This is a genomic window from Exiguobacterium sp. s152 (assembly GCF_018618335.1).
Taxonomy (GTDB): domain Bacteria; phylum Bacillota; class Bacilli; order Exiguobacteriales; family Exiguobacteriaceae; genus Exiguobacterium; species Exiguobacterium chiriqhucha.
Genome location: NZ_JACSLX010000012.1, coordinates 21,250 through 43,359, shown reverse-complemented (window position 1 = coordinate 43,359; position 22,110 = coordinate 21,250). Strand labels below are relative to the sequence as shown.

Annotated in this window: 26 protein-coding genes and 3 pseudogenes; 11 read left to right on the top strand and 18 right to left on the bottom strand. The window is 43.2% G+C overall.

The genetic code is table 11. The features are described 5' to 3' along the window. Positions 1 to 208: YolD-like family protein (locus KNP72_RS14580; RefSeq protein ID WP_214686808.1), on the top strand; the 208-nt coding region annotated here is incomplete at its 5' end. 200 nt (positions 209 to 408) lie between these two features. Here KNP72_RS14580 and KNP72_RS14575 read toward each other — a convergent pair. The 3 genes from KNP72_RS14575 to copZ all read right to left on the bottom strand — a co-directional run bounded on the left by KNP72_RS14575 (position 409) and on the right by copZ (position 4,196). Continuing rightward, complete coding sequence (locus KNP72_RS14575) at positions 409 to 1,368, bottom strand: IS30 family transposase (RefSeq protein ID WP_114167461.1); 960 nt, start codon at positions 1,366 to 1,368, stop codon at positions 409 to 411. Positions 1,369 to 1,716: 348 nt separating this feature from the next. Beyond that, positions 1,717 to 3,855: a heavy metal translocating P-type ATPase gene (locus tag KNP72_RS14570; RefSeq protein WP_251129042.1), complete on the bottom strand. Its 2,139-nt coding sequence runs from the start codon at positions 3,853 to 3,855 to the stop codon at positions 1,717 to 1,719. Positions 3,856 to 3,992: 137 nt separating this feature from the next. After that, entirely contained in the window at positions 3,993 to 4,196 is a 204-nt protein-coding gene (gene copZ, locus KNP72_RS14565; protein WP_029336157.1) for a copper chaperone CopZ, read from the bottom strand. Between the two features lie 272 nt (positions 4,197 to 4,468). Here copZ and KNP72_RS14560 point away from each other — a divergent pair, with 272 nt between their 5' ends. Then, complete coding sequence (locus tag KNP72_RS14560; protein WP_081828355.1) at positions 4,469 to 4,801, top strand: four-helix bundle copper-binding protein; 333 nt, start codon at positions 4,469 to 4,471, stop codon at positions 4,799 to 4,801. Between the two features lie 59 nt (positions 4,802 to 4,860). Here the strand turns inward: KNP72_RS14560 and KNP72_RS14555 are convergent, their stop codons facing one another. From KNP72_RS14555 to KNP72_RS14535, 5 genes and pseudogenes are all read right to left on the bottom strand, one after another. Continuing rightward, on the bottom strand, positions 4,861 to 5,538 hold the full coding sequence (locus KNP72_RS14555; RefSeq protein WP_029595517.1) for a response regulator transcription factor: 678 nt from the start codon (positions 5,536 to 5,538) through the stop codon (positions 4,861 to 4,863). Continuing rightward, positions 5,516 to 6,919 (bottom strand): sensor histidine kinase, encoded by a 1,404-nt coding sequence (locus tag KNP72_RS14550; RefSeq protein WP_214720038.1) that lies wholly within the window; start codon positions 6,917 to 6,919, stop codon positions 5,516 to 5,518. The genes KNP72_RS14555 and KNP72_RS14550 overlap by 23 nt, the downstream gene beginning before the upstream one ends. 99 nt (positions 6,920 to 7,018) lie before the next feature. Then, entirely contained in the window at positions 7,019 to 7,927 is a 909-nt protein-coding gene (locus KNP72_RS14545) for a F510_1955 family glycosylhydrolase (protein ID WP_029595519.1), read from the bottom strand. A 323-nt stretch (positions 7,928 to 8,250) separates the two neighbouring features. Next, a pseudogene (gene resA, locus KNP72_RS14540) lies at positions 8,251 to 8,795 on the bottom strand (thiol-disulfide oxidoreductase ResA). 38 nt (positions 8,796 to 8,833) lie between these two features. After that, positions 8,834 to 9,540: pseudogene (locus KNP72_RS14535) on the bottom strand (cytochrome c biogenesis CcdA family protein). Positions 9,541 to 9,770: 230 nt separating this feature from the next. Between KNP72_RS14535 and KNP72_RS14530 the strand changes: the two are divergent. The 4 genes and pseudogenes from KNP72_RS14530 to KNP72_RS14515 all read left to right on the top strand — a co-directional run. Then, a pseudogene (locus tag KNP72_RS14530) lies at positions 9,771 to 10,196 on the top strand (YdhK family protein); the annotation flags it as partial. Positions 10,197 to 10,395: 199 nt separating this feature from the next. Continuing rightward, a complete protein-coding gene (locus KNP72_RS14525; RefSeq protein WP_214686820.1) occupies positions 10,396 to 11,847 on the top strand; it encodes a UDP-N-acetylmuramoyl-L-alanyl-D-glutamate--2,6-diaminopimelate ligase in 1,452 nt (483 codons plus the stop codon). Between the two features lie 25 nt (positions 11,848 to 11,872). Next, positions 11,873 to 13,033, top strand: a complete 1,161-nt coding sequence (locus KNP72_RS14520) for a D-alanyl-D-alanine carboxypeptidase family protein (RefSeq protein WP_214720040.1) — start codon at positions 11,873 to 11,875, stop codon at positions 13,031 to 13,033. 143 nt (positions 13,034 to 13,176) lie between these two features. Beyond that, entirely contained in the window at positions 13,177 to 13,656 is a 480-nt protein-coding gene (locus KNP72_RS14515; protein WP_214686824.1) for a TVP38/TMEM64 family protein, read from the top strand. Positions 13,657 to 13,710: 54 nt separating this feature from the next. On the opposite strand, the gene KNP72_RS14510 is transcribed toward KNP72_RS14515, so the two are convergent. Both KNP72_RS14510 and KNP72_RS14505 read right to left on the bottom strand, forming a co-directional pair. Continuing rightward, the gene (locus tag KNP72_RS14510; protein WP_214720041.1) at positions 13,711 to 14,466 is read right to left on the bottom strand and encodes an ISL3 family transposase; all 756 of its coding nucleotides are present in this window, start codon (positions 14,464 to 14,466) and stop codon (positions 13,711 to 13,713) included. Positions 14,467 to 14,471: 5 nt separating this feature from the next. Then, a complete protein-coding gene (locus KNP72_RS14505) occupies positions 14,472 to 14,621 on the bottom strand; it encodes a helix-turn-helix domain-containing protein (protein WP_353048091.1) in 150 nt (49 codons plus the stop codon). A gap of 27 nt (positions 14,622 to 14,648) precedes the next feature. Between KNP72_RS14505 and KNP72_RS14500 the strand changes: the two genes are divergently transcribed. The 3 genes from KNP72_RS14500 (at position 14,649) to KNP72_RS14490 (ending at position 16,469) form a co-directional block, all read left to right on the top strand. After that, positions 14,649 to 14,816 carry a hypothetical protein gene (locus KNP72_RS14500; protein WP_214720043.1) on the top strand — a complete coding sequence of 56 codons (168 nt, stop codon included), beginning with the start codon at positions 14,649 to 14,651 and terminating at the stop codon, positions 14,814 to 14,816. A 298-nt stretch (positions 14,817 to 15,114) separates the two neighbouring features. Further along, positions 15,115 to 15,600: a hypothetical protein gene (locus KNP72_RS14495; protein WP_214720044.1), complete on the top strand. Its 486-nt coding sequence runs from the start codon at positions 15,115 to 15,117 to the stop codon at positions 15,598 to 15,600. A 50-nt stretch (positions 15,601 to 15,650) separates the two neighbouring features. After that, positions 15,651 to 16,469: a hypothetical protein gene (locus KNP72_RS14490; protein WP_214720045.1), complete on the top strand. Its 819-nt coding sequence runs from the start codon at positions 15,651 to 15,653 to the stop codon at positions 16,467 to 16,469. A gap of 261 nt (positions 16,470 to 16,730) precedes the next feature. Here the strand turns inward: KNP72_RS14490 and KNP72_RS14485 are convergent, their stop codons facing one another. Genes KNP72_RS14485 through KNP72_RS14475 form a run of 3 tightly spaced genes read right to left on the bottom strand, consistent with a single transcriptional unit; the run spans position 16,731 to position 17,331 of the window. Continuing rightward, on the bottom strand, positions 16,731 to 16,895 hold the full coding sequence (locus KNP72_RS14485) for a hypothetical protein (protein ID WP_235263542.1): 165 nt from the start codon (positions 16,893 to 16,895) through the stop codon (positions 16,731 to 16,733). A 17-nt stretch (positions 16,896 to 16,912) separates the two neighbouring features. Further along, positions 16,913 to 17,218 (bottom strand): PRD domain-containing protein, encoded by a 306-nt coding sequence (locus KNP72_RS14480; RefSeq protein WP_051638972.1) that lies wholly within the window; start codon positions 17,216 to 17,218, stop codon positions 16,913 to 16,915. Next, the gene (locus tag KNP72_RS14475) at positions 17,215 to 17,331 is read right to left on the bottom strand and encodes a CAT RNA binding domain-containing protein (protein ID WP_081828354.1); all 117 of its coding nucleotides are present in this window, start codon (positions 17,329 to 17,331) and stop codon (positions 17,215 to 17,217) included. Before KNP72_RS14475 ends, KNP72_RS14480 begins: the two co-directional genes overlap by 4 nt. A gap of 543 nt (positions 17,332 to 17,874) precedes the next feature. On the opposite strand from KNP72_RS14475, the gene KNP72_RS14470 reads away from it, so the two are divergent. After that, the gene (locus KNP72_RS14470; protein WP_214684186.1) at positions 17,875 to 18,378 is read left to right on the top strand and encodes a PCYCGC motif-containing (lipo)protein; all 504 of its coding nucleotides are present in this window, start codon (positions 17,875 to 17,877) and stop codon (positions 18,376 to 18,378) included. Positions 18,379 to 18,415: 37 nt separating this feature from the next. On the opposite strand, the gene KNP72_RS14465 is transcribed toward KNP72_RS14470, so the two are convergent. The 5 genes from KNP72_RS14465 to KNP72_RS14445 form a co-directional block, all read right to left on the bottom strand. After that, positions 18,416 to 19,096, bottom strand: a complete 681-nt coding sequence (locus KNP72_RS14465) for a response regulator transcription factor (protein WP_214720046.1) — start codon at positions 19,094 to 19,096, stop codon at positions 18,416 to 18,418. A gap of 319 nt (positions 19,097 to 19,415) precedes the next feature. Then, a complete protein-coding gene (locus KNP72_RS14460) occupies positions 19,416 to 19,742 on the bottom strand; it encodes a four-helix bundle copper-binding protein (protein ID WP_214720047.1) in 327 nt (108 codons plus the stop codon). Between the two features lie 91 nt (positions 19,743 to 19,833). Beyond that, the gene (locus KNP72_RS15925; RefSeq protein ID WP_214720048.1) at positions 19,834 to 20,406 is read right to left on the bottom strand and encodes a multicopper oxidase family protein; all 573 of its coding nucleotides are present in this window, start codon (positions 20,404 to 20,406) and stop codon (positions 19,834 to 19,836) included. Between the two features lie 69 nt (positions 20,407 to 20,475). Beyond that, complete coding sequence (locus KNP72_RS14450) at positions 20,476 to 21,030, bottom strand: multicopper oxidase domain-containing protein (protein ID WP_214720049.1); 555 nt, start codon at positions 21,028 to 21,030, stop codon at positions 20,476 to 20,478. Then, positions 21,014 to 21,349 carry a hypothetical protein gene (locus KNP72_RS14445; RefSeq protein WP_214686842.1) on the bottom strand — a complete coding sequence of 112 codons (336 nt, stop codon included), beginning with the start codon at positions 21,347 to 21,349 and terminating at the stop codon, positions 21,014 to 21,016. Before KNP72_RS14445 ends, KNP72_RS14450 begins: the two co-directional genes overlap by 17 nt. Positions 21,350 to 21,536: 187 nt before the next feature. On the opposite strand from KNP72_RS14445, the gene KNP72_RS14440 reads away from it, so the two are divergent. After that, a complete protein-coding gene (locus KNP72_RS14440) occupies positions 21,537 to 22,109 on the top strand; it encodes a YdhK family protein (protein WP_214720050.1) in 573 nt (190 codons plus the stop codon). Position 22,110: the final 1 nt, after the last annotated feature.

Sequence of the window (22,110 nt, the reverse complement as noted above, 5' to 3'; positions counted from 1 at the left end):
GGTCTATGAGAATGTGCTGAACGACGCGATCTTCAGCGGAGATTTGGTAGAGGTAAAATATGTGGAGAAGCGGGAGATGAAACGATTCAGAGGATTCGTGCACCGGACGAACTACATGGAGCGGACCGTCGAGCTGGCCAATCAAAGGGAAGGGATCATCCATGTGCCGTTCGAGGCAATCATTCACGTCGAACAATCGATAGACTAACGCCCTGGCGGTTGTTCGAAGTCTGCGTCACGAAACGTAGTGTCGTTCCTCGACTTTTTCAGAAATAAAAAGGGCGGATAAATATAGTTTTTTCGCATCTAAACTAGACTGCTATAATAAAAAAGAAGACTTTGACTTTTATAAATACCATCTTTTTATAAATAACGAAAGAATCTAAAACATATTGGAGGTTCCGTTTGTCAATTTAAGCTAGACAGATCGACTCCATTCAGGTGACTCAAAAATGCCTCCAACGGTGTGCGGTAATTCAGTGACTTTCTTGGGATGTTATTCCGCTTGTCGGCCACCGACGAAATGAATGTTTGATCCACCTGGTTGAAGTCCATTTCCTTTGCCAAGCCGTCTTTCCGCAGGAGCCCGTTGGAGTTTTCATTCAAGGCGCGCTGAGAAGGCGTGCCGGGATCCGCAAAGTAAATCGAGACGTCGTGCCGGTTGCACAACGGTTTCCAATTGGAGAATTCCTTGCCGCAATCAAACGTGATGGATTTGAACAGATTTCTCGGGACCCCTTGGAACCACTGGTTCAACGCAGTTTCAATATCGCAAGCCTTGCGTCCTGCAGGCTTCAGGGCGATGATGACTTTCGTCAGCCGTTCGACCAGCGTGATCACCGCACTTTTGTGGCGGGCACCCACAATGGTGTCGCCTTCGATATGCCCGAACTCTTTTTTGAACGACGGGTTGTCGGCTTCCCGTTCGGAAATATGGCGTTTGAACGCCTGTTTTCCCCGGCGTTCCTGGTGTCCATTGGGTTTCCGTTTTCCTTTCATCGGCAGCGTGGCGGCGTCAAAGACCTGATTTTTGAACATGCGATAGATGGTGCGCGCGGAACAATCGATGGCCGTTTCTGCCCGGCCGACAATGACATCCGGCGTCCAGCCCTGCGCCACCTTGTCTTGAACATAGGCCACTTGTTTCTTCGGCAGGACAATCTTCCGCCGGCCGCAGCGTTTCTTATTTTTCTTGTATTGCGTGTAGAAGTCGAGCGCTGTATGTCCTGATTTCAGGAAATTGATGACGTTGTAGATTGGCTGCCTGGAACGGTTCATCAACTTAGCAATGATCGCTACAGGTATATTTTGGCGGTGGTAGGATTCTATCATCACCAGTTCATCCGTGGTAAGATGGGTGTAGGTCATTCGTGATCACTCCTATGTTTTTCTTTGGTCGGAAAATACATTGTGAGTGTACCACGAATGGCTTTTTCAATTGTCTAGCTTAATTTTACAATCGGCTATTAATGAATGAATGATTAATTTTTGAAAACTTTTTTGTGTTAATTGAATTTAAGTAGAAAAGAGAAGAAGCTTTTGGGCTTCCTCTCTTCCGATAATATCTCATATGTTAACTATAAAAATATATTTAATTATCCAAAGTCTTCAAACCTCCGTTTGACTTTAACCTAATACAAAACTGTGCCCCCAAGGTTAAAGAAAATTCAACTTTTGGGAGGCAGCACTTTTCGTGTACGACAATTAAACACGGTGTTAAACAGCTCTATTTCTTAGTTTCAATGTCATCGCATTGATAGCCACGATAACCGTGGACACGGACATCAGAACTGCTCCTGCGGCAGGAGCCAACGTAATCCCAATGGAGGCTAGAACACCCGCCGCTATGGGAATGGCAATAAAGTTATAACCGGCTCCCCACACGAGGTTCTGTTTCATTTTACTGGTTGTTTTATTGGCCAATTCGATAAAGGATTCAATATCGCCTGGATCCGACTGAGTCAAAATCACATCAGCGGAATCGATGGCGACTTGAGTTCCGGCACCGACTGCTATCCCAACGTCTGCTATTGCAAGGGATGGTGCATCGTTGACGCCATCGCCGACCATGATAACCGTTTGTCCATTATTTTTCAGTGATTCCACTAAATCATATTTATCTTGCGGTGATTGATTGGCTCTGTATTCAATGCCCAGTTCCTCTGCTACTCCTTGGGCAGCCGTTTCATTGTCACCTGTAGCCATAATCGGTTTTATATTGTAATGCTTCAATGCCTGTATCAGCGTTCTGCTCGTTTCTTTCAATTCATCGCCTAATGCGACCGTACCGATCGGATTCCCGTCCTCAACTAGTATACTTAATGTTGCCCCTTTGGGAACATCCACCGCTACATCTCTTCCAAGTGCCTTTTGGCTGATCAATTCGTATTTGCGGCCATTGGCGTTTCCTTCTATACCCGCACCCGACACAACATCAATCGAATCAAAGTGGACAGGCTGAATCCCTTGTTTCTCAGCGTATTGGACGATTGACTGGGCGATTGGGTGGCTGGACCCGCCTTCAATCCCTGCCATTAACGCCGCGATTTCGGCTTCGGTATGTTGACCATCCAGTGTTTCCATGTTCAAAACTTTAAATTCGCCAGTAGTCAATGTACCCGTTTTATCCAGTATCATTACATCAGCCTTAGTTGCCAGCTCCAATGCTTCGCGGTCTTTCACCAACAGCCCGCGGCTTGCACCTAAACTGGTGCTTCGTGCAATAACCAGCGGAATGGCAAGGCCGAGAGCGTGTGGACATGCAATGACTAATGTCGTAACCGTAAAAAGAACAGCGGTTTGAATGTCAGCAATGTACAGCCAAACGACAAAAGCGAGGAAAGCTGCCGCAATGGCGATATAAAACAGCCAGCCGGCTACTTTTTGAGCCAGATTTTCAGCTCTTGAAGGTTGATCCTGCGCCTGGCTTATCAGGGTTTGTACTTGGGAAATGAACGATTGGTCGCCGGTTTCCTGTACTTCAAGATATATGATGCCTGCACCGTTCGTGGAACCGCCGATCACTTTGTCTCCGGCTCCTTTTTCAATGGGTTTAGATTCCCCCGTCAGCAAAGCTTCATTGATCCGCGAGGTGCCTCTTTTGATGATGCCATCGGCAGGGACGTTTTCTCCGGCCTGAACCCGTACAAGGTCTCCGACTTTCAGCTCATTTACGGGACGCGTCTCGATCGAATCATCTTCCAATACCACATGTGCATCTTTCGGCACCAATTCGGCGAGCGATTTTTGCGCGTCTCCTGCTTCTCCGATAGCCTTCATTTCGATCCAGTGTCCAAGGAGCATGATCAACAGCAAGGACGCGAATTCAAAGAAGAAATCCATGATGTGATCGCCGGTTACGTAGCGTGCCAGCACGGCGTAAATGCTGTACAAATAGGAAACGGATATCCCTAATGAAATAAGGGCCATCATGCCCGGTGCTTTTTCCTTAAATTCAGCGATTGCACCTTGATAGAAGGGTTTTCCGCCATAAACCAATAAGATAGTTGCTAATACAGCGACCACAATATCCGAGTATGGAAAAGTAAATTGGAAAGGAAGCCGAACGTCCATCATCGGCGACAATAATAGAATGACAATGCCCAAGGGCAGCGACTTCAGGAAAATTTCTTTGAAATTCCCATGATGGTGATGTCCATGGTCACTATGATCGTGGCCACCATGATTGTGATGGGCATGATCATCATGAATTTTGGCAGGATTGCTGTCGTCTTGAATGCCTTCTTTCACTTGGTCTTCATGGTACGAATGCCCAACATGTTTGGAATGATCCATTTTACTGTGATCTACCTGTTCGTCTTGATGGTGGTGATGGTCTTTATCATTTTTAGCCATTCAGTGCGCCTCCTCCAAACTAGTGGTTCTTATCCTATTTAACCCTATTTACATTCTTAACATTCACAAAGTTCTTGCCGAATATACCACGCGGGGGTATATTTCATTTAAAAGTAAAGTGTGCTGTGAAAGCACCCTTATACGACGTCATACCCTTGTTCTTCAATCGCTTTCTGAATTTCGTTTAATGATGTCTTGGCAGTATCATAGTCTACTGCCACTTCGCCTTTTTTAAGATCAACTGTCACAGATGAAATCCCTTCGAGTTCACCGACGCCCGTTTCAACCGAGTTTGCACAGTGGCCGCAGGACATACCTTGTACTTTTAATGTTTCAATCATTATTATTCCTCCTAAAGTAATATTTCCTTAAACTTAACATACCCCGATAGGGTATATCAAGTGTTTAGTATCATTTTACTTTATCGCTGTTTCCATGACTCTAATTTAGAAGTTCACAATGACCCCCCAAAAAAACCGCACCATTGATTTTAATATCTGATTACTTGTCTATAAAATGTGCAGTTTCTATGGAGTTTCGGTATTTCTGTTTAGTTTGGAAAGGAGAGGGAAATCAAGTAAATGAAGCAAAAATAAGAAATGGAGGTTTTAACTTGGCTCATGAACAACATCAGGAATTGATTCGGGCATTACATGATTGTGCAGCGGAATGTAACCATTGTTTTGACGCTTGTCTGCAGGAAGACGATGTGAAGATGCTAGCACAGTGCATTCGATTAGACCGGGAATGCGCGGACATTTGTGCATTTTTGGAACATGCCATTACTCACAATTCACCGTTCGTTTCCGAACTGGCAGCCGTTTGCGCAACCATTTGCGAAGCTTGCGCAGAGGAATGTGAGAAGCACGCCGATCATCATGAACATTGCAGACGCTGTGCGGAAGCTTGCCGTAGATGTGCAGAAGCTTGCCGTAACGCCGCATAACCTTACTCAAAAAGGCCCGTCGGAAATATTTTCCGACGGACCTTTTCTTTTATCAAGCATCATTCTGCTTCATGGATCCATTTGTAGCCGATTCCCCAAACCGTGAGAAAATGATCATCGACCGGAAAACCGGACTGGCGGATTTTTTCCCGAACATTTCGCACATGCGAATCGATGGTCCGCCCTTCCGTCTCTGAGTCGAATCCCCAAATTAACTGGATCAGCTGCTCCCTCGTAAACACTTTGTCGGCATTCTTCATCAGATGGCCCACCATCAGAAATTCTTTTGGCGTCAATTTGATAATATGTTTGCCGTACGTAAGTTCAAACCGGTCTTCGTCCCACACCAAACCGTCCACTTCAATGGTATTTTTCGGAGTTCTCCTGCGAAGCAGCGCCCCCATCCGGGCCAGCAACTCATCTTCATTAAACGGCTTTGTGATGTAATCATCCGCCCCGATATTCAATCCCTTAACAATATCCTCCTGTTGTTCCCGCGCCGTCAGCATAATGATTGGCACATCCGAAAATTTCCGGATTTCGCGGCACAGTTCCCAGCCATCCATTTCCGGCATCATGATATCCAGTAAGACGAGATCGAAAGGTTCCGATTCCAAATAGTCGAGGGCTTCATGAGCTCCCAGTGCTTTTTTACAGAGGTACTGATGCGGCTTCAAATATAAAGCCACTAAATCCAGCATTCGTTGTTCATCATCAACCAACAGCACTTTCTGCAAGCGAATCCCCCCTTTTCAATTCTATCAGGACGGTTGTCCCTTGTCCGTACTCACTTTGAAGCGTCATGAGACCACCGTGCGATTCGACGATTTCTTTCGCAATCGCCAGGCCAAGACCGCTTCCTCCGTACTGTCTGGATCTGGATTTATCGACCCGATACAATCGTTCAAAGACAAAAGGAAGATCTTTTTCCGGTATGCCCTCTCCTTCATCACGGATGCTTATGGTGATGGTACCTTTATCTTGGACTCCCTGTAATACCACTTGTGTTCCTTCAGGAGAATGCTTGCGGGCGTTGTCCAAGACATTCAGCAATACCTGCTGAAAACGTTCGGGATCAATGAAGGCGACAATCTCATGTTCACAATGGACAGCCAATGAAATCTGTTTCTCGTCAAAAGCTGGCCGAACCAAGGCAACGACGGATGCAAAAAGCATCTCCAGTGAAAATTCCTCTTTTTGAATGGCGAACTGGTTATGATCCATCTGAGCCAGCTCAAACAGCTGCCGGATCAATTCCGTCAAATGGGCCGTCTCTTCCCGGATGATGCCAATGTATTCCTTTTTCTCTTCCTCGGATGCATCCGGCCGGCTCGCGATATCGGCATATCCTTTGATATAGGTCAACGGCGTCCGCAACTCGTGCGAAATACTCGCCAAAAATTCATTCCGCTCATTTTTTAAATGTTCCAAGTCACTGGATAGAGCAGTGATGGCGTTCGCCAGCTCTCCCAACTCATCGTTTCGGCCAATATTCAGGCTGACCTCGTGGTGCCCTTCGCTTAACTGTTCCGTCGCTTCTTTCATCCGAATCAACGGCAACGTAATCAATCGGGATAGCAGAAAAATTGTGATGACGGTCAACCCGACAGCAATCAGGCCAACAATCAGGAATTGGTTTCGCAAATGACTGACCATCCCTTTGATATGATTGGTTTCCGCAAACATGAACACGTGGCCTCTATGTTCTCCTTCAATGGTGATTGGGCTGTCCGTCGCAATAAACTCTTTTTTGTCCCATCGCTCTTCCACGACCTTCCCTCCCTGCAGAACCTCATCAAAATCGGTGTGTTCCAACACTTCCCTCATTTCAGGTTCAATCAGATCGGAATGGGTCAATTCGTTGCCATCTGCATCCGTGATGATGACGATGAAATCGGAGGCCGATTCCATCAACGCCACATGGTTCAATGTCGCCGGTTCAAAACTGTCTTCCAATACTTCGCTGTGGGTGTTCCCTCTTGCAAGCAGGTTGGTCATGACTTCATCCACCCGTTCATTGACAAAAGTAACGTACAGGGTTAGAAACAAAACCAATTCAATGATGATAATAAACACAAAAAACAGCAAACCTATTTTCAATGCAAGCCTGTTTAACATGGCATCCCTCTTTAAGTCGATTGGTTAGCAGCAATCAAGACAAAGACTGCTGCCGAAAGCTGTTGGATTCGGTTCGTCTTTCAAACGGCTAGCTGGTTTCTACTTGGTTTTTCCCTCTTCCAGCAGCGTTTTCCAGGTCTGTAATCCGTCTTCCGACAAGTAGGCATTGCCTTCAAATGTGTAGATCGCCAGTTCCATTCCATCCATCGGGTTTTGTGCAATAAAAGCGACGGCATCTTGTGAAAGGTCCGGTGTATCCACCGGCTCGAGTTCTTCATTTTCCATAGTATACTTCACCAGAGCCGCCGCTGTCCCGTAGCTTCCGAAGTACAAATGGTCTTCGGTGAAATGCACCGCTGTGCCTGTTTCACTTCCGTCTGTAATGGCTTTAAAATTTTCTCCGCCATCCCGTGAGAAATAAATCCCTGCAGCCGTAGCTGCAGCGACGAAGTTTGAGTCAGCCGGGTGAAGAGCGAGCGAAGTCACTTCGCCTTCCAGCCCTTCAGCCTTCACAGTTTTCCATGATTCGCCTTCATCACCGCTTTTATATACGCCGGCTTCCAATAGGGAATTCTTGGCCGGATTGATTAGGAAAATGTCGTTACTGTTATATCCCACCGCCATGGCATGAAAATCCGTTTCTCCTTGAAATGCAATCTCTTCAATCGATTTACCGCTGTCGATGCTTCGCTGTATCCCTAGGGGATTGGGTAATTCTGAGTCTGCACTTGGGTGGCCCGACGTAATAAATCCTTCATTTGTTGCATTAAAGCCCATATAATCATGAAAATTATCCGCCGTTTCGAACCAGCCCTCTTCCCGGTAAATTTTCAGCCCGGTATGCGAGGCAAAATACAGTCCGTTCTCATTTCCTGCATAACCCATCCCATGAACATGGTTCAGTTCCCCTTCAAACGGCACTTCAAATGAATCCGTTGTATCATTGCTGCAGCCTGCCAGCAAAAGAAAAGCCGACAGCACTGCCGTTCCTATTCTCTTTTTTTTCATGTAGATGCCCTCCGAATATGTCATTTTTTATTTTTTATAAGTATAACATTCTTAAAGTTTAACGAAAAAGTTTCGACTTTTTGTGCAGATATCTTGATTTCAAAACAGCTAATCCATTCCCTCTACAATTGACCCAAAAGGAATAATCCTTCCAATCGGTCCGGTGGAGGATCTTTGCCTGATTTTTATTTATAAATTTTCTACACCTGACATTTCTTTTCTTTCGGTTAGTCCACTTTAAAGAAATGTTTTTTTCTCGTTTTTTCTTTGCAGCATTTTTCAAAATAACGTGGCCCGCATTATGCTTGGGAAATTCAGAGGTATCAGCACGGTTTGATCTGTTCCATATAACTCGCGATATCCTCTTCGGACATTTCACCCGTAATAATTTTCTCGATTTTGCCCTCTTGATTGACTAACAGAGTAGTCGGCAATGGACGGATATTATAAGCTTCCATAACACTTTTGTCCTTATCGATAACAATCGGGAACGTTAAATTTCGCTGTTCAGCAAATTGTCTCACTTCATAATCGGATTGCGCAATATTGACAGCGAGTATCTCCACACCTTGATCCTTGTATACCTGGTACTGCTTTTCCATCAGCGGGAACTCTTTTTCGCACGGTTTGCACCAAGTACCCCAAAAGTTCACGAACACCCCCTGCCCTTTGTACTCAGACAGCTGATGCCGTTCCCCGTTCAAATCCGTCAACGCAAAATCGGGTGCCGAATCTCCAACTTGCAGCAATTCGTTTTTCTCTTTTGTTAATCCGTTGTAGATGGTAAATGCAATAGCGACAACCAGAATGAACAAATACTTGTCCTCATAATCAAGCGATTTCTCTTTTTATCCTTTTTAGCAGCCATACACTGTCACGTCCTTCCTAGATGCTGGGTTGAGTCCATTAAAACCCTGTAAATCCACCCGTAAATTGCGATAAAAAAGCGATGATTTCTGTCAGCATGTCAAAGTAAAGTAAAACGCCCATCAGAATCATTAATGCTCCTCCTATTGACATGAAAAGAGCGCTCTTCTTCTTCAAGAAAGTCATTTTCTCAATAAAAAACGACATCAAGAGAAAAGGAATGGAAAATCCCAGAACGTAAAACAGCATATAGAGTAAGCCACTGTCCGGATCCGCTACTCCGAGTGCAATAACTCCTGCAAGTATGGGACCGGTACACGGGGTCCATCCAGCTGCAAAGCCAATGCCGATCAGAACAGAACCCGCGTATCCGGAGGGCCTTTTCTGGAACTGTAATTTCTTATCCGACAGCAGGAAGTCGAATTTCAGAATACCGGTTAGGACCAAGCCAAAAAACACCATCAAAATAGCGCCCAATTGACGTAGAAGAACTTGATATTCCAAGAAGAAGTTTCCGATAAGCGAAGTCGACAAGCCCAACGCTAAAAAATGATGGAGAAACCTATCAAAAATAGAACCGTATGAATCAAAGCCGTGCTCCTCATCATTCCCTTGCCCGTCTTTAACTCATTGACTGAAACTCCAGTAAGGTAGGATAAAAAAGCCAGATACAAAGGAAGGGAGCATGGAGAGATAAATGATAAAAGCCCTGCGCCAAACGCAAGATACAAACTAATTTCCGCCACTTGTACACCTCCTATTACAGTAAGTTGAATCCTCTTCTTTATCATTTTTGTATCCCTTAAGGAATCAAATGAAATTTTCTATATAAGACTCGGGGAATTTCAAGGTATGTAAAATTAAATACAGCCCCTCTCTTAACTTCTACTTCCCCGTGCTTGCTTAACCGTTCCAGAAGACGTCAACCAATCCAGTTTACCGATTAATTCTTGATTTTCTGTGCAGTTTCTTCTATTCCGGTTCAGGTGAAGTCCCGGATGATTTGCAGGAAGCCGAAAATCCAACCTTTGAAGTTGGAAGCCAGGCGATTATTGAAACCGATCATATGGAAGGCATGAAAGGTGCTGAAGCCACAATTGTCGGGGCTTATGATACAACCGCCTATGCAGTGACCTATACGCCGACGGACGGAGGCGAGCCGGTTGATAATCACAAATGGGTGATTCACGCAGAATTGGAAAATCCAGGTGATGAACCATTGGAAACGGGCGATAAAGCGACCATTGCCGCTGACCATATGGAGGGAATGGACGGCGCAACGGCTACGGTTGATTCTACCGAAGAAACGACCGTCTATATGGTTGATTTCGTCCCGACCACCGGAGGCGAGGAAGTCACCAATCATAAATGGGTGACTGAAAGCGAACTGTCACCCGAATAAAAGCGCCAAAACCCGGGATCTTGTCAACAAGATCCCGGGTTTTTATCTGTAATGGTTCATAAAGGATTCGATTTCGTTTGTATTACAAAAACATTAAGTTTTAGTAGTTAGGCTTCCCGTATAAATTCTGCACATTTTTTCAACATTTTTATAATAGAATAAATCAAATTTAAATAGTTTTAGAGAGGTCACCAAATCTATGAAAACAAATCAGCTTTTGAACGAATCCGGTCTAATCTCCCGATTAGATTCCAGAATATTAGAATTAGACATCAAGGGGATTGCCGATAACTCAAGCGATGTGGAAAAAGGTTTTGTGTTTGTTGCTATTAAAGGATTTGAAATTGATGGTCACGGGTTTATTGACCAGGCAATTGAAAAAGGGGCAGCCCTTGTCATCGGAGAACAAGAAATTACCCGGTTAGGTGTCCCTTATTTACAGGTGGAAAATAGCCGGAAAGCGCTTGGCATCCTGGCCAGGAATTTTTATGGCCGTCCATCTGACCAGAAAATAATGATTGGAATTACGGGCACCAACGGAAAAACGACGACGAGCTATATGCTCCAGCACTTTCTGGAAAGCAACGGTATGAGTTGTTCTGTCATCGGTACCAACCAAAATATTATCAATGGCGAAAAAATGAAAAGCTCGAACACCACACCAAATTCACTCGCTCTCCATAAACTGTTGACCCTCAGTCAGGATGAGGTCGTCATTATGGAAGTTTCTTCTCATGGACTGGCCCAGTATCGGTTAGAAGGCATTGAATTTGATTACGGCTTGTTCCTCAATCTTCACCATGAACACCTGGATTATCACAGTTCCATGGAAGAATATTTTCAGGCGAAGCTTACAATGTTCAATCAGATGAAAGAACATGGGATTGCTGTAGTGAATACAGATAATGAGTGGGGACGAAAGCTCTGTGGAATCCTGCAAACAAAGGGAAAACCGATTTATGCAATTGGCACATCCACTGAATGCAACCTGCGTGTTGCAAAATTTCATTCACTGTCCTCCACTATGCGGGTGATTGAAAGTAACGAAACGTATCAAATGGTCGCTGCCATGACCGGAATGCACAATATGTATAACACCTTAATGGCCTACGGAACATCATTGTTGCTGGGTATCCCCAAAGAAAAGCTCTTAAACTCCATTCACCATTTCAAGGGAGTCGATGGACGCTTTGAGATCACGAAACTGGCCAAGGGCTCGATCGTTATTGTGGATTATGCCCATACTCCGGATGCCATCTCTTACTGCCTGGAAACTGCAAAATCACAAGGGGCCCAACGAATAACCCATATTTTCGGCTTTCGTGGAAATCGAGATGCCAGCAAGAGAAAGCACATGCTATCCATATCTGCTGAAATGAGTGACCGCTACATTTTAACGTTGGACGACCTGAACAATGTTTCTCCAGGAGATATGCTGGAAGTTTTAAACCAACTAAATGAAACATACGGCAACTCAAAAGGCAGCATCGTTCCAGACCGTACACTCGCCATTCAGCAAGCAATCCATGAAAGCAAGGAAGGCGACTGGATTGTGATTACCGGTAAAGGACACGAGAAATACCAGCAAACCTTTCATTTACCGACTGATTCGGACCGGGAAACCGTCAATTATATAATAAAGCAGAACTAAAATAATCACTCAGGAGGGAGTAGTTATGAAAAAACTAAGTGTTGTTTCAACCATTTTAATCATGATCAACACTTTAATCGTTTCGTCCGTTTTCAGTAAAACTGATGACCCGTCCCTGCCAAACGTATCCAGTGAAGCAGCTATTGTCATGGAAGCAACGACTGGAGAAATCCTCTATGAAAAAAATGCACAGTCGCAGATGTATCCTGCCAGCCTAACAAAAATTGCCACAGCCATTTATGCAATTGAAAACAGAAAATTAAATGATGTTGTAACCATCAGTAAAAAAGCACGCAATACGGAAGGCACCCGTGTTTATTTGGAAGAGGGAGAACAAGTGACTTTAGAAAAACTGTTGCTGGGCCTCTTAGTCAACTCTGGAAATGATGCCGGCGTCGCCATTGCTGAACACATCAGCGGCAGCGTTGAGTTATTTTCTGCTGATATGAATTTATATTTAGAAGATGTAATTGGCCTGCGGAATACGAACTTCGAAAATCCCCACGGTCTTTTTGATCCCGAGCATGTTACGACAGCCGAAGATTTAGCGAAGTTAACCCGATATGCGATGAAGAACGATGAATTCATGAAAATATTTGGAACAAAAGAACTGCCCTGGAACGGTGAATCCTGGGATACCACGCTTTATACCCACCACAAACTATTAAGGGAAAAACCTTATGAAGGCGTTACGGGTGGTAAAACCGGGTTTGTGCCAGAAGCAGGCGTCACGCTGGCCACGACAGCCAAAAGAGAAAACCTGAATTTAATTGTCGTCACCTTAAAAAGCGACACAGAGGCAGAAGCTTATGCTGACACTATTCAACTTTTGGATTTTGGATTTGAAAATTTTAAAACAGTGAGCATTCCGAAAGAAAGCAGCTTTTTTGCCGGTGATGTGGAATACATTACGCCAGGCGATTTCTTTTATACACACCAAACAGATGAGCAAGTGACAATCGCTGTAAAAGAAGATGGACTATTAAGGATTACTGATCAGGATGGCACTCTTTTGTCTTCTTATCAGTTTCCCGTTGTCAGTGCTTCTGAGACAAACCTTCCTTCTAATTCTGAAGACGTTCGCACATTTTTCCCACCTGGGATTTTAAGTTCAATCTATTTGTTCCTCCTCGTCGTTGGCTTTTCAGGATTAGTGTATTACCGAATTCGAAAAAAACGGATATAGAACGCTCTTCTCTATCTTAAAATTTCATTCAACTGAACTTTTATATACCATCAATTTTTTAAACAGCGCAGGAGGCGGATTATACCATAAACACTCAGTTCCCCGTTTTAGAATTTCTGCTGCTTCTCATTTTCAACATAAGTATGGGTGCAGTTGGCTTTTTCCCAAGCTTTTTGCTCACGTCTCTCAATATCAGTTCTTTAGGGTTAACCATTGGCGTCATCCTTTCTTTGTCGGGGGAGATTTTTGGCGCTATCGTCGGATTTTACCTATATCGATATGGGTTTTCAAAAGTTAATCCAAAGTGGTTAAAGCGGCCGTTCTGGAGGTACATCCAGAGTTCTTCAATAAGCCGCGTCTTCTGGGCAATCATCTTGCTGCGCTTAATTCCTTTTGTCCCATCAGGTCTGGTAACAGCAGGGGCGGCCTTGACGCCCATTCCAGGTGGCTTATTCATTATTGCCAGCACCATCGGTAAAATTCCGGCCGTTTCTCTTGAAGTGGCTGTTGTTTATGGCCTTGTAGAATCCATACCTCCCGGTTATCAGTACGGCTTATTTATTTTGATCTTTCTATCGTTTCTAGTGATCTGGGCAAAGAACAAAAGAAAAAATTCTTTGTAATTTTACCCCCTGTTTGAGAAAACTTCGATAAATTCATCCTCTTTTTCTGGCTCATCACCATAACTCGTGGTTGCTATTTTGACGACCGATCTCGAGGCGCAATCTTAAAAAGAATCGTTCGAGGTTTCGATAGCCATAACCACGGCGTTTGATGAGCTTGATCTTGTTGTTCGTCCCTTCCATCTTCCCGTTCGACAGCCTTGACACGATGGTCTGGCGCATCGCTTGCTCCCGGACCCGGATTGCTTTCGCGATCTTCGCCAGGGGCCCGCACGGATGGAACTGATAACGGTCCAACCAGTCCGACAGCCGCCGTTGCGCCTGTATCTCGCACGTCGCCTTCAGCACATACCGAATATGCTGGAGCCCTTGATAGAGGTTCCGAATGAATGGATCTTCCTGAATACAGGAACGGACGACCTCCCGGTCTTCCCCAGTCAGTGTTTCCGGGCGACGCGCGAGCGAACGATCGATCACGCGAACGTGGTGATGGCGTCTTGCCTCGTTCAAAAAACGACGCCGTCGGCGAAGGGCGTCCGTGACGAACTGGACGAGGTGGAACCGGTCCAGCACATGTTCTGCCTCCGGGAAGACATGGTTGATGGCCTTCGCCATCGCCGGTGCAAAATCACTGACGACAGAACGGATATCCCCGGATATGCCTTGAAGTGCTGCCGTGATGGCTGCCACGTCCCGGCCCGGGACAATGGACAGAAGCTGGCCACTCTTGGCATCGAGGACAATCGTCGCATAGTGGTGCCCCTTTCTCGTGGCGAACTCGTCGACCAAGACATGCGTTGCACGCTCCACCGAAGCTACTGATAGAACCAGCGCTCCACCGTCGTATAAGGGAGACCGTACTCGCGTGCGACATCTGAGATTGTCCGTCCGTGGCAACGTTTTGCGATGCCTTTCCGGAAAACCTCGGTGGAAGTGCGGACGAGCCCGAGACCGTAGTCATACACGAACGTCAAATCACAAGAGGTGCATCTTTGACGTGGGACATCCAGTTCGATCCAGAGTATACCGACGTACCACGCATGACCGTGTCGAAAGCGACGCCGCTTTTTCGAATGCAGGATGGTCTTTCTCTGGCACAGCGGACAAGGGATGTCATGTCGACCCGGGATGACCGGAAAAACGTTTGGTTCTTCGTCTGACGACATTTGGATCTGAAAAAGGGCTGGAAGTGGAAGAAGTAATTTGATAAACTGTTGGGACAAAGCGAAAACTCCAATCGTGGTTTGTCTAAGCAACAATTACGATACCGGGGTTTTCGCTTTTTTTCTATGTTCAATTCAAAATCCGATGGATTTTATGTGTCAACCACACCTTATGGTGATGAGCCCATGAAAAGTCATTTCGGATAATTACTTCCTTTATTCTACACAGTTATGTAATTCTCCATTACAAATGACTTTCGTACAACATCAAACTTATGTAACGGGAGGAATTAGGATGCACAAAAAAGATGATTCTCTCGACAAGAAGGAATTTCAGGAGTCAGAGTTAAAGAACAAACGTCGTCAGTCTTCAGCTTTAGAGCCAACCATTCCGCTTAGTGAATTAACACTAACAGACCCTATCATGAAAGTGACGCTATGGATCGGGAGTTTTGGCGTTTATAACGAGTCCATTTTGACTTTTCATTCGAACGGTTTCGTTAAACGAGAACTCTTGATTCTTCAAACGTTTGGCGAGGAACAACGGATAGAATCCGGTTGGTACAACCAGGATGACTCTGCAAAAGTCTTAAAGAAATTCAATTCTTTTAAGACGCATCTCTGGCCGGAGTTGTTCGTAGAAACAGAAACAATCACTCACGATGGGACCCAGTGGAAGTTGGAGGTCTGTAAGAAGGGGGGGGAGACTAGTTCCTATAGCGGCAGCAATGCTTACCCGCCGAAGTGGAGGTCCCTCAAAAAATTGTTCGGCCACTATTGACGTCCAATCGTTTGTTGACCAGCCCTTACAGGAAGGTGTGAGGATGCTACATGGGAAAGAAACGAAAACCAATCCGCAAAGTCGTCAAATATGCCCCTAAACTTGTTTTAGAGTCTGCTGTGTCACTCGGTCATTACGGAGCCCTTGCTTGTGAAATAGCAACTAACCCAATCAAACTTCTCTCGGTCAGTCTTTCCGATGAGCTCGAAAAGTCTCCTTATGTGAGATACCGACACCGCTTCATGGACTATCTCGCATGGAAACTGTATTCGGAGGGCGATATGACCCTCGAGAACATGTCTTGGCTCATGGAAGAGTTCAAGACATGCGACGATGTCGTCAAACTGTTCATCGCCCGTGCTAAAGAGATTTCGGAGATCAATCACTCTTATCAGGCGACCATTCTATTGGCCATCTACTCTGCGAAAGTGTTCGCCCGGCCAGAACTCGCTGCGAATAGTGAGTCCGCTTTCTTCTTACATCTTCTGTCACAAGTGAATGACAACGACCTTCGCCATTTTGAACTCATCTATGACCACGCGGCTGCTCTCGAACTTAAATTTACACTAGTTTACGCTTGTGACGCCTATTATCAATCGATCGGTGATCCAGTCTTTCAACAACTTCCCCCTCAAGAACGTGAGGCTGCCCTCCTGGCGAGGCTAAGCGACGACCCGGAATTCGTATCGTTTTACACGAGTACAGACAAGCTGACATTCCTGGGTGTATTGATGCAGCGTTCGTTCAGTTTTGGAAGCATCGGACATACTCAAATCTCATTGAACCCGTATAGCAATACGTTAAAAGAACTATTAGAAGAGTCTCGGTTGTTGGAAGAGTCCTTGATGCGTTCATCGAGCCCTTCTTAACCTTACGCTCGTACCGCCTAATCTCGATAATTACCTCTCCTGATCAATCTAGATTTTTGTATACAAAAAAATGATATATGGTCATATATAATCAAAAGCGACGACAATACTTTGAGATGTGTATATTTCTAAAGGGACAGAGTGCTTTCCAGACAATCGATTCGACTCCACTTTGATGGATATATAAAAGAGTGTATACATTTCGACGTCGAAACGTGTACACTCTCTTTTGTTGTCGAGTCATGGCATGTCGTGACTCAATCATGTATATTTTTGTATGTACATCGCATCATCTGCGACCAAAATCAGTGTCTCTAGTGAGTCCCCGTCTGTCGGATAAGCAGCTTCTCCAATTGAAGCATCGAGCGTCACCGGCACATCTCCGATTGAGAGCTCGTATTTAAATGTCGCTTTCTTGAAGTCCAAAGGATAAGGCGAAAGGATCACGAACTCATCTCCGCCGATGCGACCGAGTACTCTTTCGCATACAACTGCTTAATTTCCCACTCTAACGCAGAACGGAAGTTCATCCCTTTTCGCGCACGTTCGACCGCAAAATTAATGTGATCACCTAGTCCAAGGAGAGCCATGTTGTTGACCGTATTCCCTACTTCAGTTTCATAAAGTTGGAGAATATCGCCGGCCAATTCGATGTCCTTCACATCGATTCGTTGTAGAAGTGCTTCCAGCTCATGCACAGATGCCTGTTGTTCTAGTACAAACTTTTGTGTGATTTTGACATCTCTCAAGGTGTCTCCCTCTCGAATACCGAACCAATGCCACTTCCAGTCACTATTTCTTCAACATTATTATCATTTTCAATCAAAACGACATTATTGTTAAAAACTTTCACAACTTTCATATTAGGTCCCTCTCTTTTAGGTGCTTGTCCACACAAAAAGGCATAACCTAAAAAAAGCGGTACACTCAGAATTCATTATAGCGATTCGTGCGCACACGAAAAACCCCGAGTGAGGCACTTTTTTCAAGTGTCCATCATTCGGGGTTCAGTTCATATATACGTGTATGGTGTCTATATAGAGTGACATATCGTTTTTTCTTTAAATTATATTTATATATAAAATGTATTTTGACACACTAAAAATTAAAAACTATCATACAAGTAGGGTATATCTTTTAAAATGAGACCCTTTGTTTAAAGAAGACTATTTAGAGTGAAAAACACAAGTACTGGAACTTTAAAAGGAATTGAAGGACAAGTTCGAGGTATACATCAAACGATTGATGACGATTCATGAATTAACTGAATCAATGAAAACTATGTCAAATGAATGAATAGGTATTATCTTGAACAGAAAAAAGAGCTACTAGAAAATACGAAAAATGCTAATTCACACGCTTTGTTTTGCGCGCCTACAAAATTATCTCGAGGGAGAATCGAATCGTGAAACTTAACATACTCTTAAAAAGAGTAAGCCTTATTAGCCTGTCCTTGATCGCGGTCGGCTGTGCTCAAGACACGACGAAGTCTTCTACTCCCAATCATTCAAAGGAAGCCGATCATGCGAAACATTTGAGCGGTGACAAGATTGAAGAAACATCATCATCGGTGATACTTCCTACATTTTTAAAAACTCAACCTGAAGATGTACGAAATGTTTATCAAGCTGTATCAAAAAATCGTAAACTACTAGAGAAAATGCCTTGTTATTGTGGCTGTGGTGAAACAGTCAATCACAAAAATAATTATGATTGCTTCATAGAAGAAAATACGACGGATGGGTCGGTGAAATGGACAAGCCACGGAACAACATGCAGCACATGTCTTGAGATTGCTGTAAAGTCTATTTTGAAGCAACGGGATGGAGAATCGATTAAAGATATTCGTTCTGAAATCGATTCTTCGTATAAAGATGGCTACTCGAAACCGACACCCACTCCTTTATGATTTTTATAATGACACTTTTACTTGTATAGCAAAGGTGTCATTTTGTTTCATCCTCACTCCAACGATATCCTCTCCCCCAAATTGTTTTCAGGTGGCTATCAATTGGATAATCTAACTCTCTTAACTTCTCTCTGATCATTTTAATATGAGAGTCCACTGTCCTTGGATCCGATTCTGATGTATAAGACCAAACGAATTCATAAAGCTCCAATCTGTTGAATAGCCTTCCAGGATGTTGAAGAAATAATCTCAGTAACGCATGTGCTTTGGGTGTGAAATCAATCGACTTACCATCTAACACAATTAAATCGTTGCTCTCATCGAACGTAAGTCCGTGGTATATAACGGGTTCTTTTGCTTTTCTTCTCATGACAGATCGAACTCTTGCTAAAAGTACGTCCCCATTAAACGGCTTTGTGACATAATCTGTAGCTCCAGCATCTAGTCCTTTGACGATGGATTCAGCATCATTTAGAGCCGTTATCATGATGATTGGGACTTCCGGGTGAGAATCCGTTATTTTCTTACATACTTCGACTCCATTGTACATTGGCATCATGACGTCCAATAAAATCAAATCAAAAGTTTCTTTTTTCATTTTCTCCAAAGCTTCGATCCCATTATTCGCCATACTACATTCATATCCTATTGGTTCTAGATAAAGTCTTAATAATTGCCTCATTCTTATTTCATCATCAACAATTAATATTTTATCCATCCTAGCCACCACCTCTTACATTAGAATTTTTTAATAATAAATGATTGTCAATCTATTTCCTCATTATTTTCACGAACTTTCTATATAATCAACTCAAACTATAGGATGGAGTTGATTATATAGAAAGCATTTATGAAGAGTTTAATCGTTACTCTCTATGTATCCTTCTTTTTTCTCACCATACTACTGGTCTATAAAGGTTATGAAATTTTTCATAACTAAGTACCGTAGTTTTTATAGATAAAGGAGCATCAGCTTTTTAGCTCATACCTTTTTCGGCATGGCGACATAGATGCTCCTTCATTTTTAACACTTCGCTTTAAGCAATTAATTTACGACAGATTTTTGCACATTCATTACAGGCCTCAGCGCACTTTTTACAATGATCATGATCATGTTTCGAACATTCGTCGGCACATCTTTCACAAATTTCAACACAGCTTCTTGCAAGAACATCAATATTGCTGCTGTTTCGAGAAATAGCTTGTACTAAAAGACTACAAATTTCAGAACAATCTCTGTCTAGACGTATACACTCTGCCATCGAAGAAACATGATGTTCACTCAAACACGCATCAAAGCATTCATTACAAGTCACTATACAGTTGTGTAGGGCACCTAAGATTTCTTGTTGTCCAGTATTCATTCTAAAATACCTCCATTTTCCGTCTTTTTTGACTTACACAAAGCCTATTCCCTTAGTTTGTGAAGAAAAGATGAAAACATTCACCTATTTTTTAGTCCACTTTCAACTGACCCATCATTCCGTTCTCTTCATGTTCAAGGATATGGCAATGGTACATAAATACCCCTTTTTCCTTGAAAGTCATCTGAATCTTAACTCGTTCGTCTGGTTTTATAGCGATAGTGTCTTTTAGACCTGTTTCTTGATTATCCAGTTTCTGTCCGTTTCGCTCTAATACTTTGAATTGGACTCCATGAATGTGAAAGGGATGAGTCATTCCACCCATCATGTCTTTTTTATTATAGACCTCCCAAATTTCCGATTCTCCTTGTTTCGCCTTAATATCAATTCTCGTCTTATCAAACTTTTTCCCATTGATTTCAACATTTTTGCCCATTCCGAAAAGAGTTAATTTTTGATTCACTGTAGACAAGGTCTTTAGCGGCTTTTCATATCCATTTTTCAGCGCCAATGCACTTAGGTTCGCCCCTTGTTTATCCTTCAGTTTGAAGTTAACGACCCTTACTCCATTCGTCTCAAATGAAACAGTCTCACCAATTTTTCTTTTTGAAAAATCTACCAATACCTCTATACGTTCGCCTGGACTTAATTCAAATTTTTTCACGTTTTTCGCTTTTGAGATGTAACCACCATCATCAGCAATTTTTTTTAAAGGATGAGCCGTCAGATAACTTCACTGCATAGTTCCGTGCATTGGACCATTTATCAACCTGACCCTAAGTTGCGAATATTTCACGTTAAAATACGGATTAATCGTTCCGTTTACGAGGAGGGTATCGCCTAAAGCCCCATCTATTTTTTCTACATCAGCATATTCAAGGACATTCCTATTTTTAACTTTTCGATCTTGAAGAATTAATGGAATATCATTTTCACCATATTTATGAGGTAGCATCGTCTCTTTAGTTTTTTCATCTTTTACGTATAACAATCCTGCCAACCCCTTGTATACTTGTTCAGCAGTCTTACCCATTGGATGTGGATGAAACCACAATGTCGATTCATTTTGCTTCACTTTAAACTTTACTACCTTCGTCTCACCAGCTTTCACGACCTGATGTGGTCCACCATCTACGGATGATGGTACAACAAGACCGTGCCAATGGGATGTAGTGGCTTCTGATAAGCGATTCACCGTACGGATTGTTACTGTTTTCCCTTTTTTTAACTCCACTACAGGACCTAAATAATTTCCGTTATATCCTAGAGTTTTAGTTTTTTTTAGCATCTCGAAAGAACTTTGTTTCCCCTTGTTTAGCGACAATCGTGTATTGAATGGAATTCTTGGTTTCACGATCGGCTTTTAGTATCTTAGGGATGTTTAATCGTCGCTCTTTTTCTTCAGTTGATTTTAAATCGACACTCGCACCATGTCCCATACCTTCCATCATATTCTGATTTGTAGTAGTGTTTCCTCCATTCATCATAGATCCCATGTGCTGTTTGTTGTTTGACATAGTACCTCGGGTAAGAAGTAAATACGAACCGCCCACTATAATCATGAGAGTGAAGATACCGATAGTTGCGATTAACCATGTTATCTTCATATGGATCATTCCTTCCAATCAATTATTATCTTTAACTTAAAGAATGATTGTGAAAGAACTGTGTCTTTCTACCCATGAATTTTATAGTTTTTTTCAATGTGTTACTTTTCTGCTCTCTGCAATGTTTCTGCAAATTTATGTGATAGAGTCTATGGAAAGCATAAAAAAGCAATTGGAGGTAATTTTTATGAAATTAAAGAAAAAGATTTTTATGACAACTATGGCTACTTCGCTTTCTTTAGCACTCGCTGCGTGCGGAAGCAATAGTGATGATTCTAAATCAACAGGAAGCATGGATAAAAATATGGATGGTATGGATCATTCGACGATGGACATGTCTGGATCGAAAGAGGTTCCGAAAGGGCTCCAAGAGGCTAAAAACCCTAAATTTAAAGTTGGCGACATGGCGATGATCAAAGAAGCACATATGGAAGGCATGAAAGGGGCCGAGGCTAAAATTGTAGGTGCTTATGATACTACTGCTTATAGCATTTCTTATGACCCTACAAATGGTGGGAAACGTGTCATGGATCATAAGTGGATTATTCAAGAAGAGATTGTAGATCCTAAATCATCTCCTTATGAAGTAGGCGATGAAGTAAAAGTAGACGCGGATCATATGAAAGGAATGAAGGATGCTACGGCCACTATCGATTCAGCTAAGCAAACAACAGTGTATATGATTGATTTTGAATCGACTACAGGTGAAGAAGTGAAAAATCATAAATGGGTGACTGAAGACGAACTATCTGTAGAATAAA

What these genes read in the sequence shown, in the direction of transcription:
- KNP72_RS14445 (WP_214686842.1), bottom strand. Translation starts at nt 21,349, where the DNA reads ATGAAGATAACATGGTTAATCGCAACTATCGGTATCTTCACTCTCATG.
- KNP72_RS14570 (WP_251129042.1), bottom strand. Translation starts at nt 3,855, where the DNA reads ATGGCTAAAAATGATAAAGACCATCACCACCATCAAGACGAACAGGTA.
- KNP72_RS14475 (WP_081828354.1), bottom strand. Translation starts at nt 17,331, where the DNA reads ATGAAAGTTGTGAAAGTTTTTAACAATAATGTCGTTTTGATTGAAAAT.
- KNP72_RS14490 (WP_214720045.1), top strand. Translation starts at nt 15,651, where the DNA reads ATGGGAAAGAAACGAAAACCAATCCGCAAAGTCGTCAAATATGCCCCT.
- KNP72_RS14520 (WP_214720040.1), top strand. Translation starts at nt 11,873, where the DNA reads ATGAAAAAACTAAGTGTTGTTTCAACCATTTTAATCATGATCAACACT.
- KNP72_RS14450 (WP_214720049.1), bottom strand. Translation starts at nt 21,030, where the DNA reads ATGCTAAAAAAAACTAAAACTCTAGGATATAACGGAAATTATTTAGGT.
- copZ (WP_029336157.1), bottom strand. Translation starts at nt 4,196, where the DNA reads ATGATTGAAACATTAAAAGTACAAGGTATGTCCTGCGGCCACTGTGCA.
- KNP72_RS14495 (WP_214720044.1), top strand. Translation starts at nt 15,115, where the DNA reads ATGCACAAAAAAGATGATTCTCTCGACAAGAAGGAATTTCAGGAGTCA.
- KNP72_RS14575 (WP_114167461.1), bottom strand. Translation starts at nt 1,368, where the DNA reads ATGACCTACACCCATCTTACCACGGATGAACTGGTGATGATAGAATCC.
- KNP72_RS14515 (WP_214686824.1), top strand. Translation starts at nt 13,177, where the DNA reads ATGGGTGCAGTTGGCTTTTTCCCAAGCTTTTTGCTCACGTCTCTCAAT.
- KNP72_RS14465 (WP_214720046.1), bottom strand. Translation starts at nt 19,096, where the DNA reads ATGGATAAAATATTAATTGTTGATGATGAAATAAGAATGAGGCAATTA.
- KNP72_RS14545 (WP_029595519.1), bottom strand. Translation starts at nt 7,927, where the DNA reads ATGAAAAAAAAGAGAATAGGAACGGCAGTGCTGTCGGCTTTTCTTTTG.
- KNP72_RS14525 (WP_214686820.1), top strand. Translation starts at nt 10,396, where the DNA reads ATGAAAACAAATCAGCTTTTGAACGAATCCGGTCTAATCTCCCGATTA.
- KNP72_RS14550 (WP_214720038.1), bottom strand. Translation starts at nt 6,919, where the DNA reads ATGTTAAACAGGCTTGCATTGAAAATAGGTTTGCTGTTTTTTGTGTTT.
- KNP72_RS14460 (WP_214720047.1), bottom strand. Translation starts at nt 19,742, where the DNA reads ATGAATACTGGACAACAAGAAATCTTAGGTGCCCTACACAACTGTATA.
- KNP72_RS14440 (WP_214720050.1), top strand. Translation starts at nt 21,537, where the DNA reads ATGAAATTAAAGAAAAAGATTTTTATGACAACTATGGCTACTTCGCTT.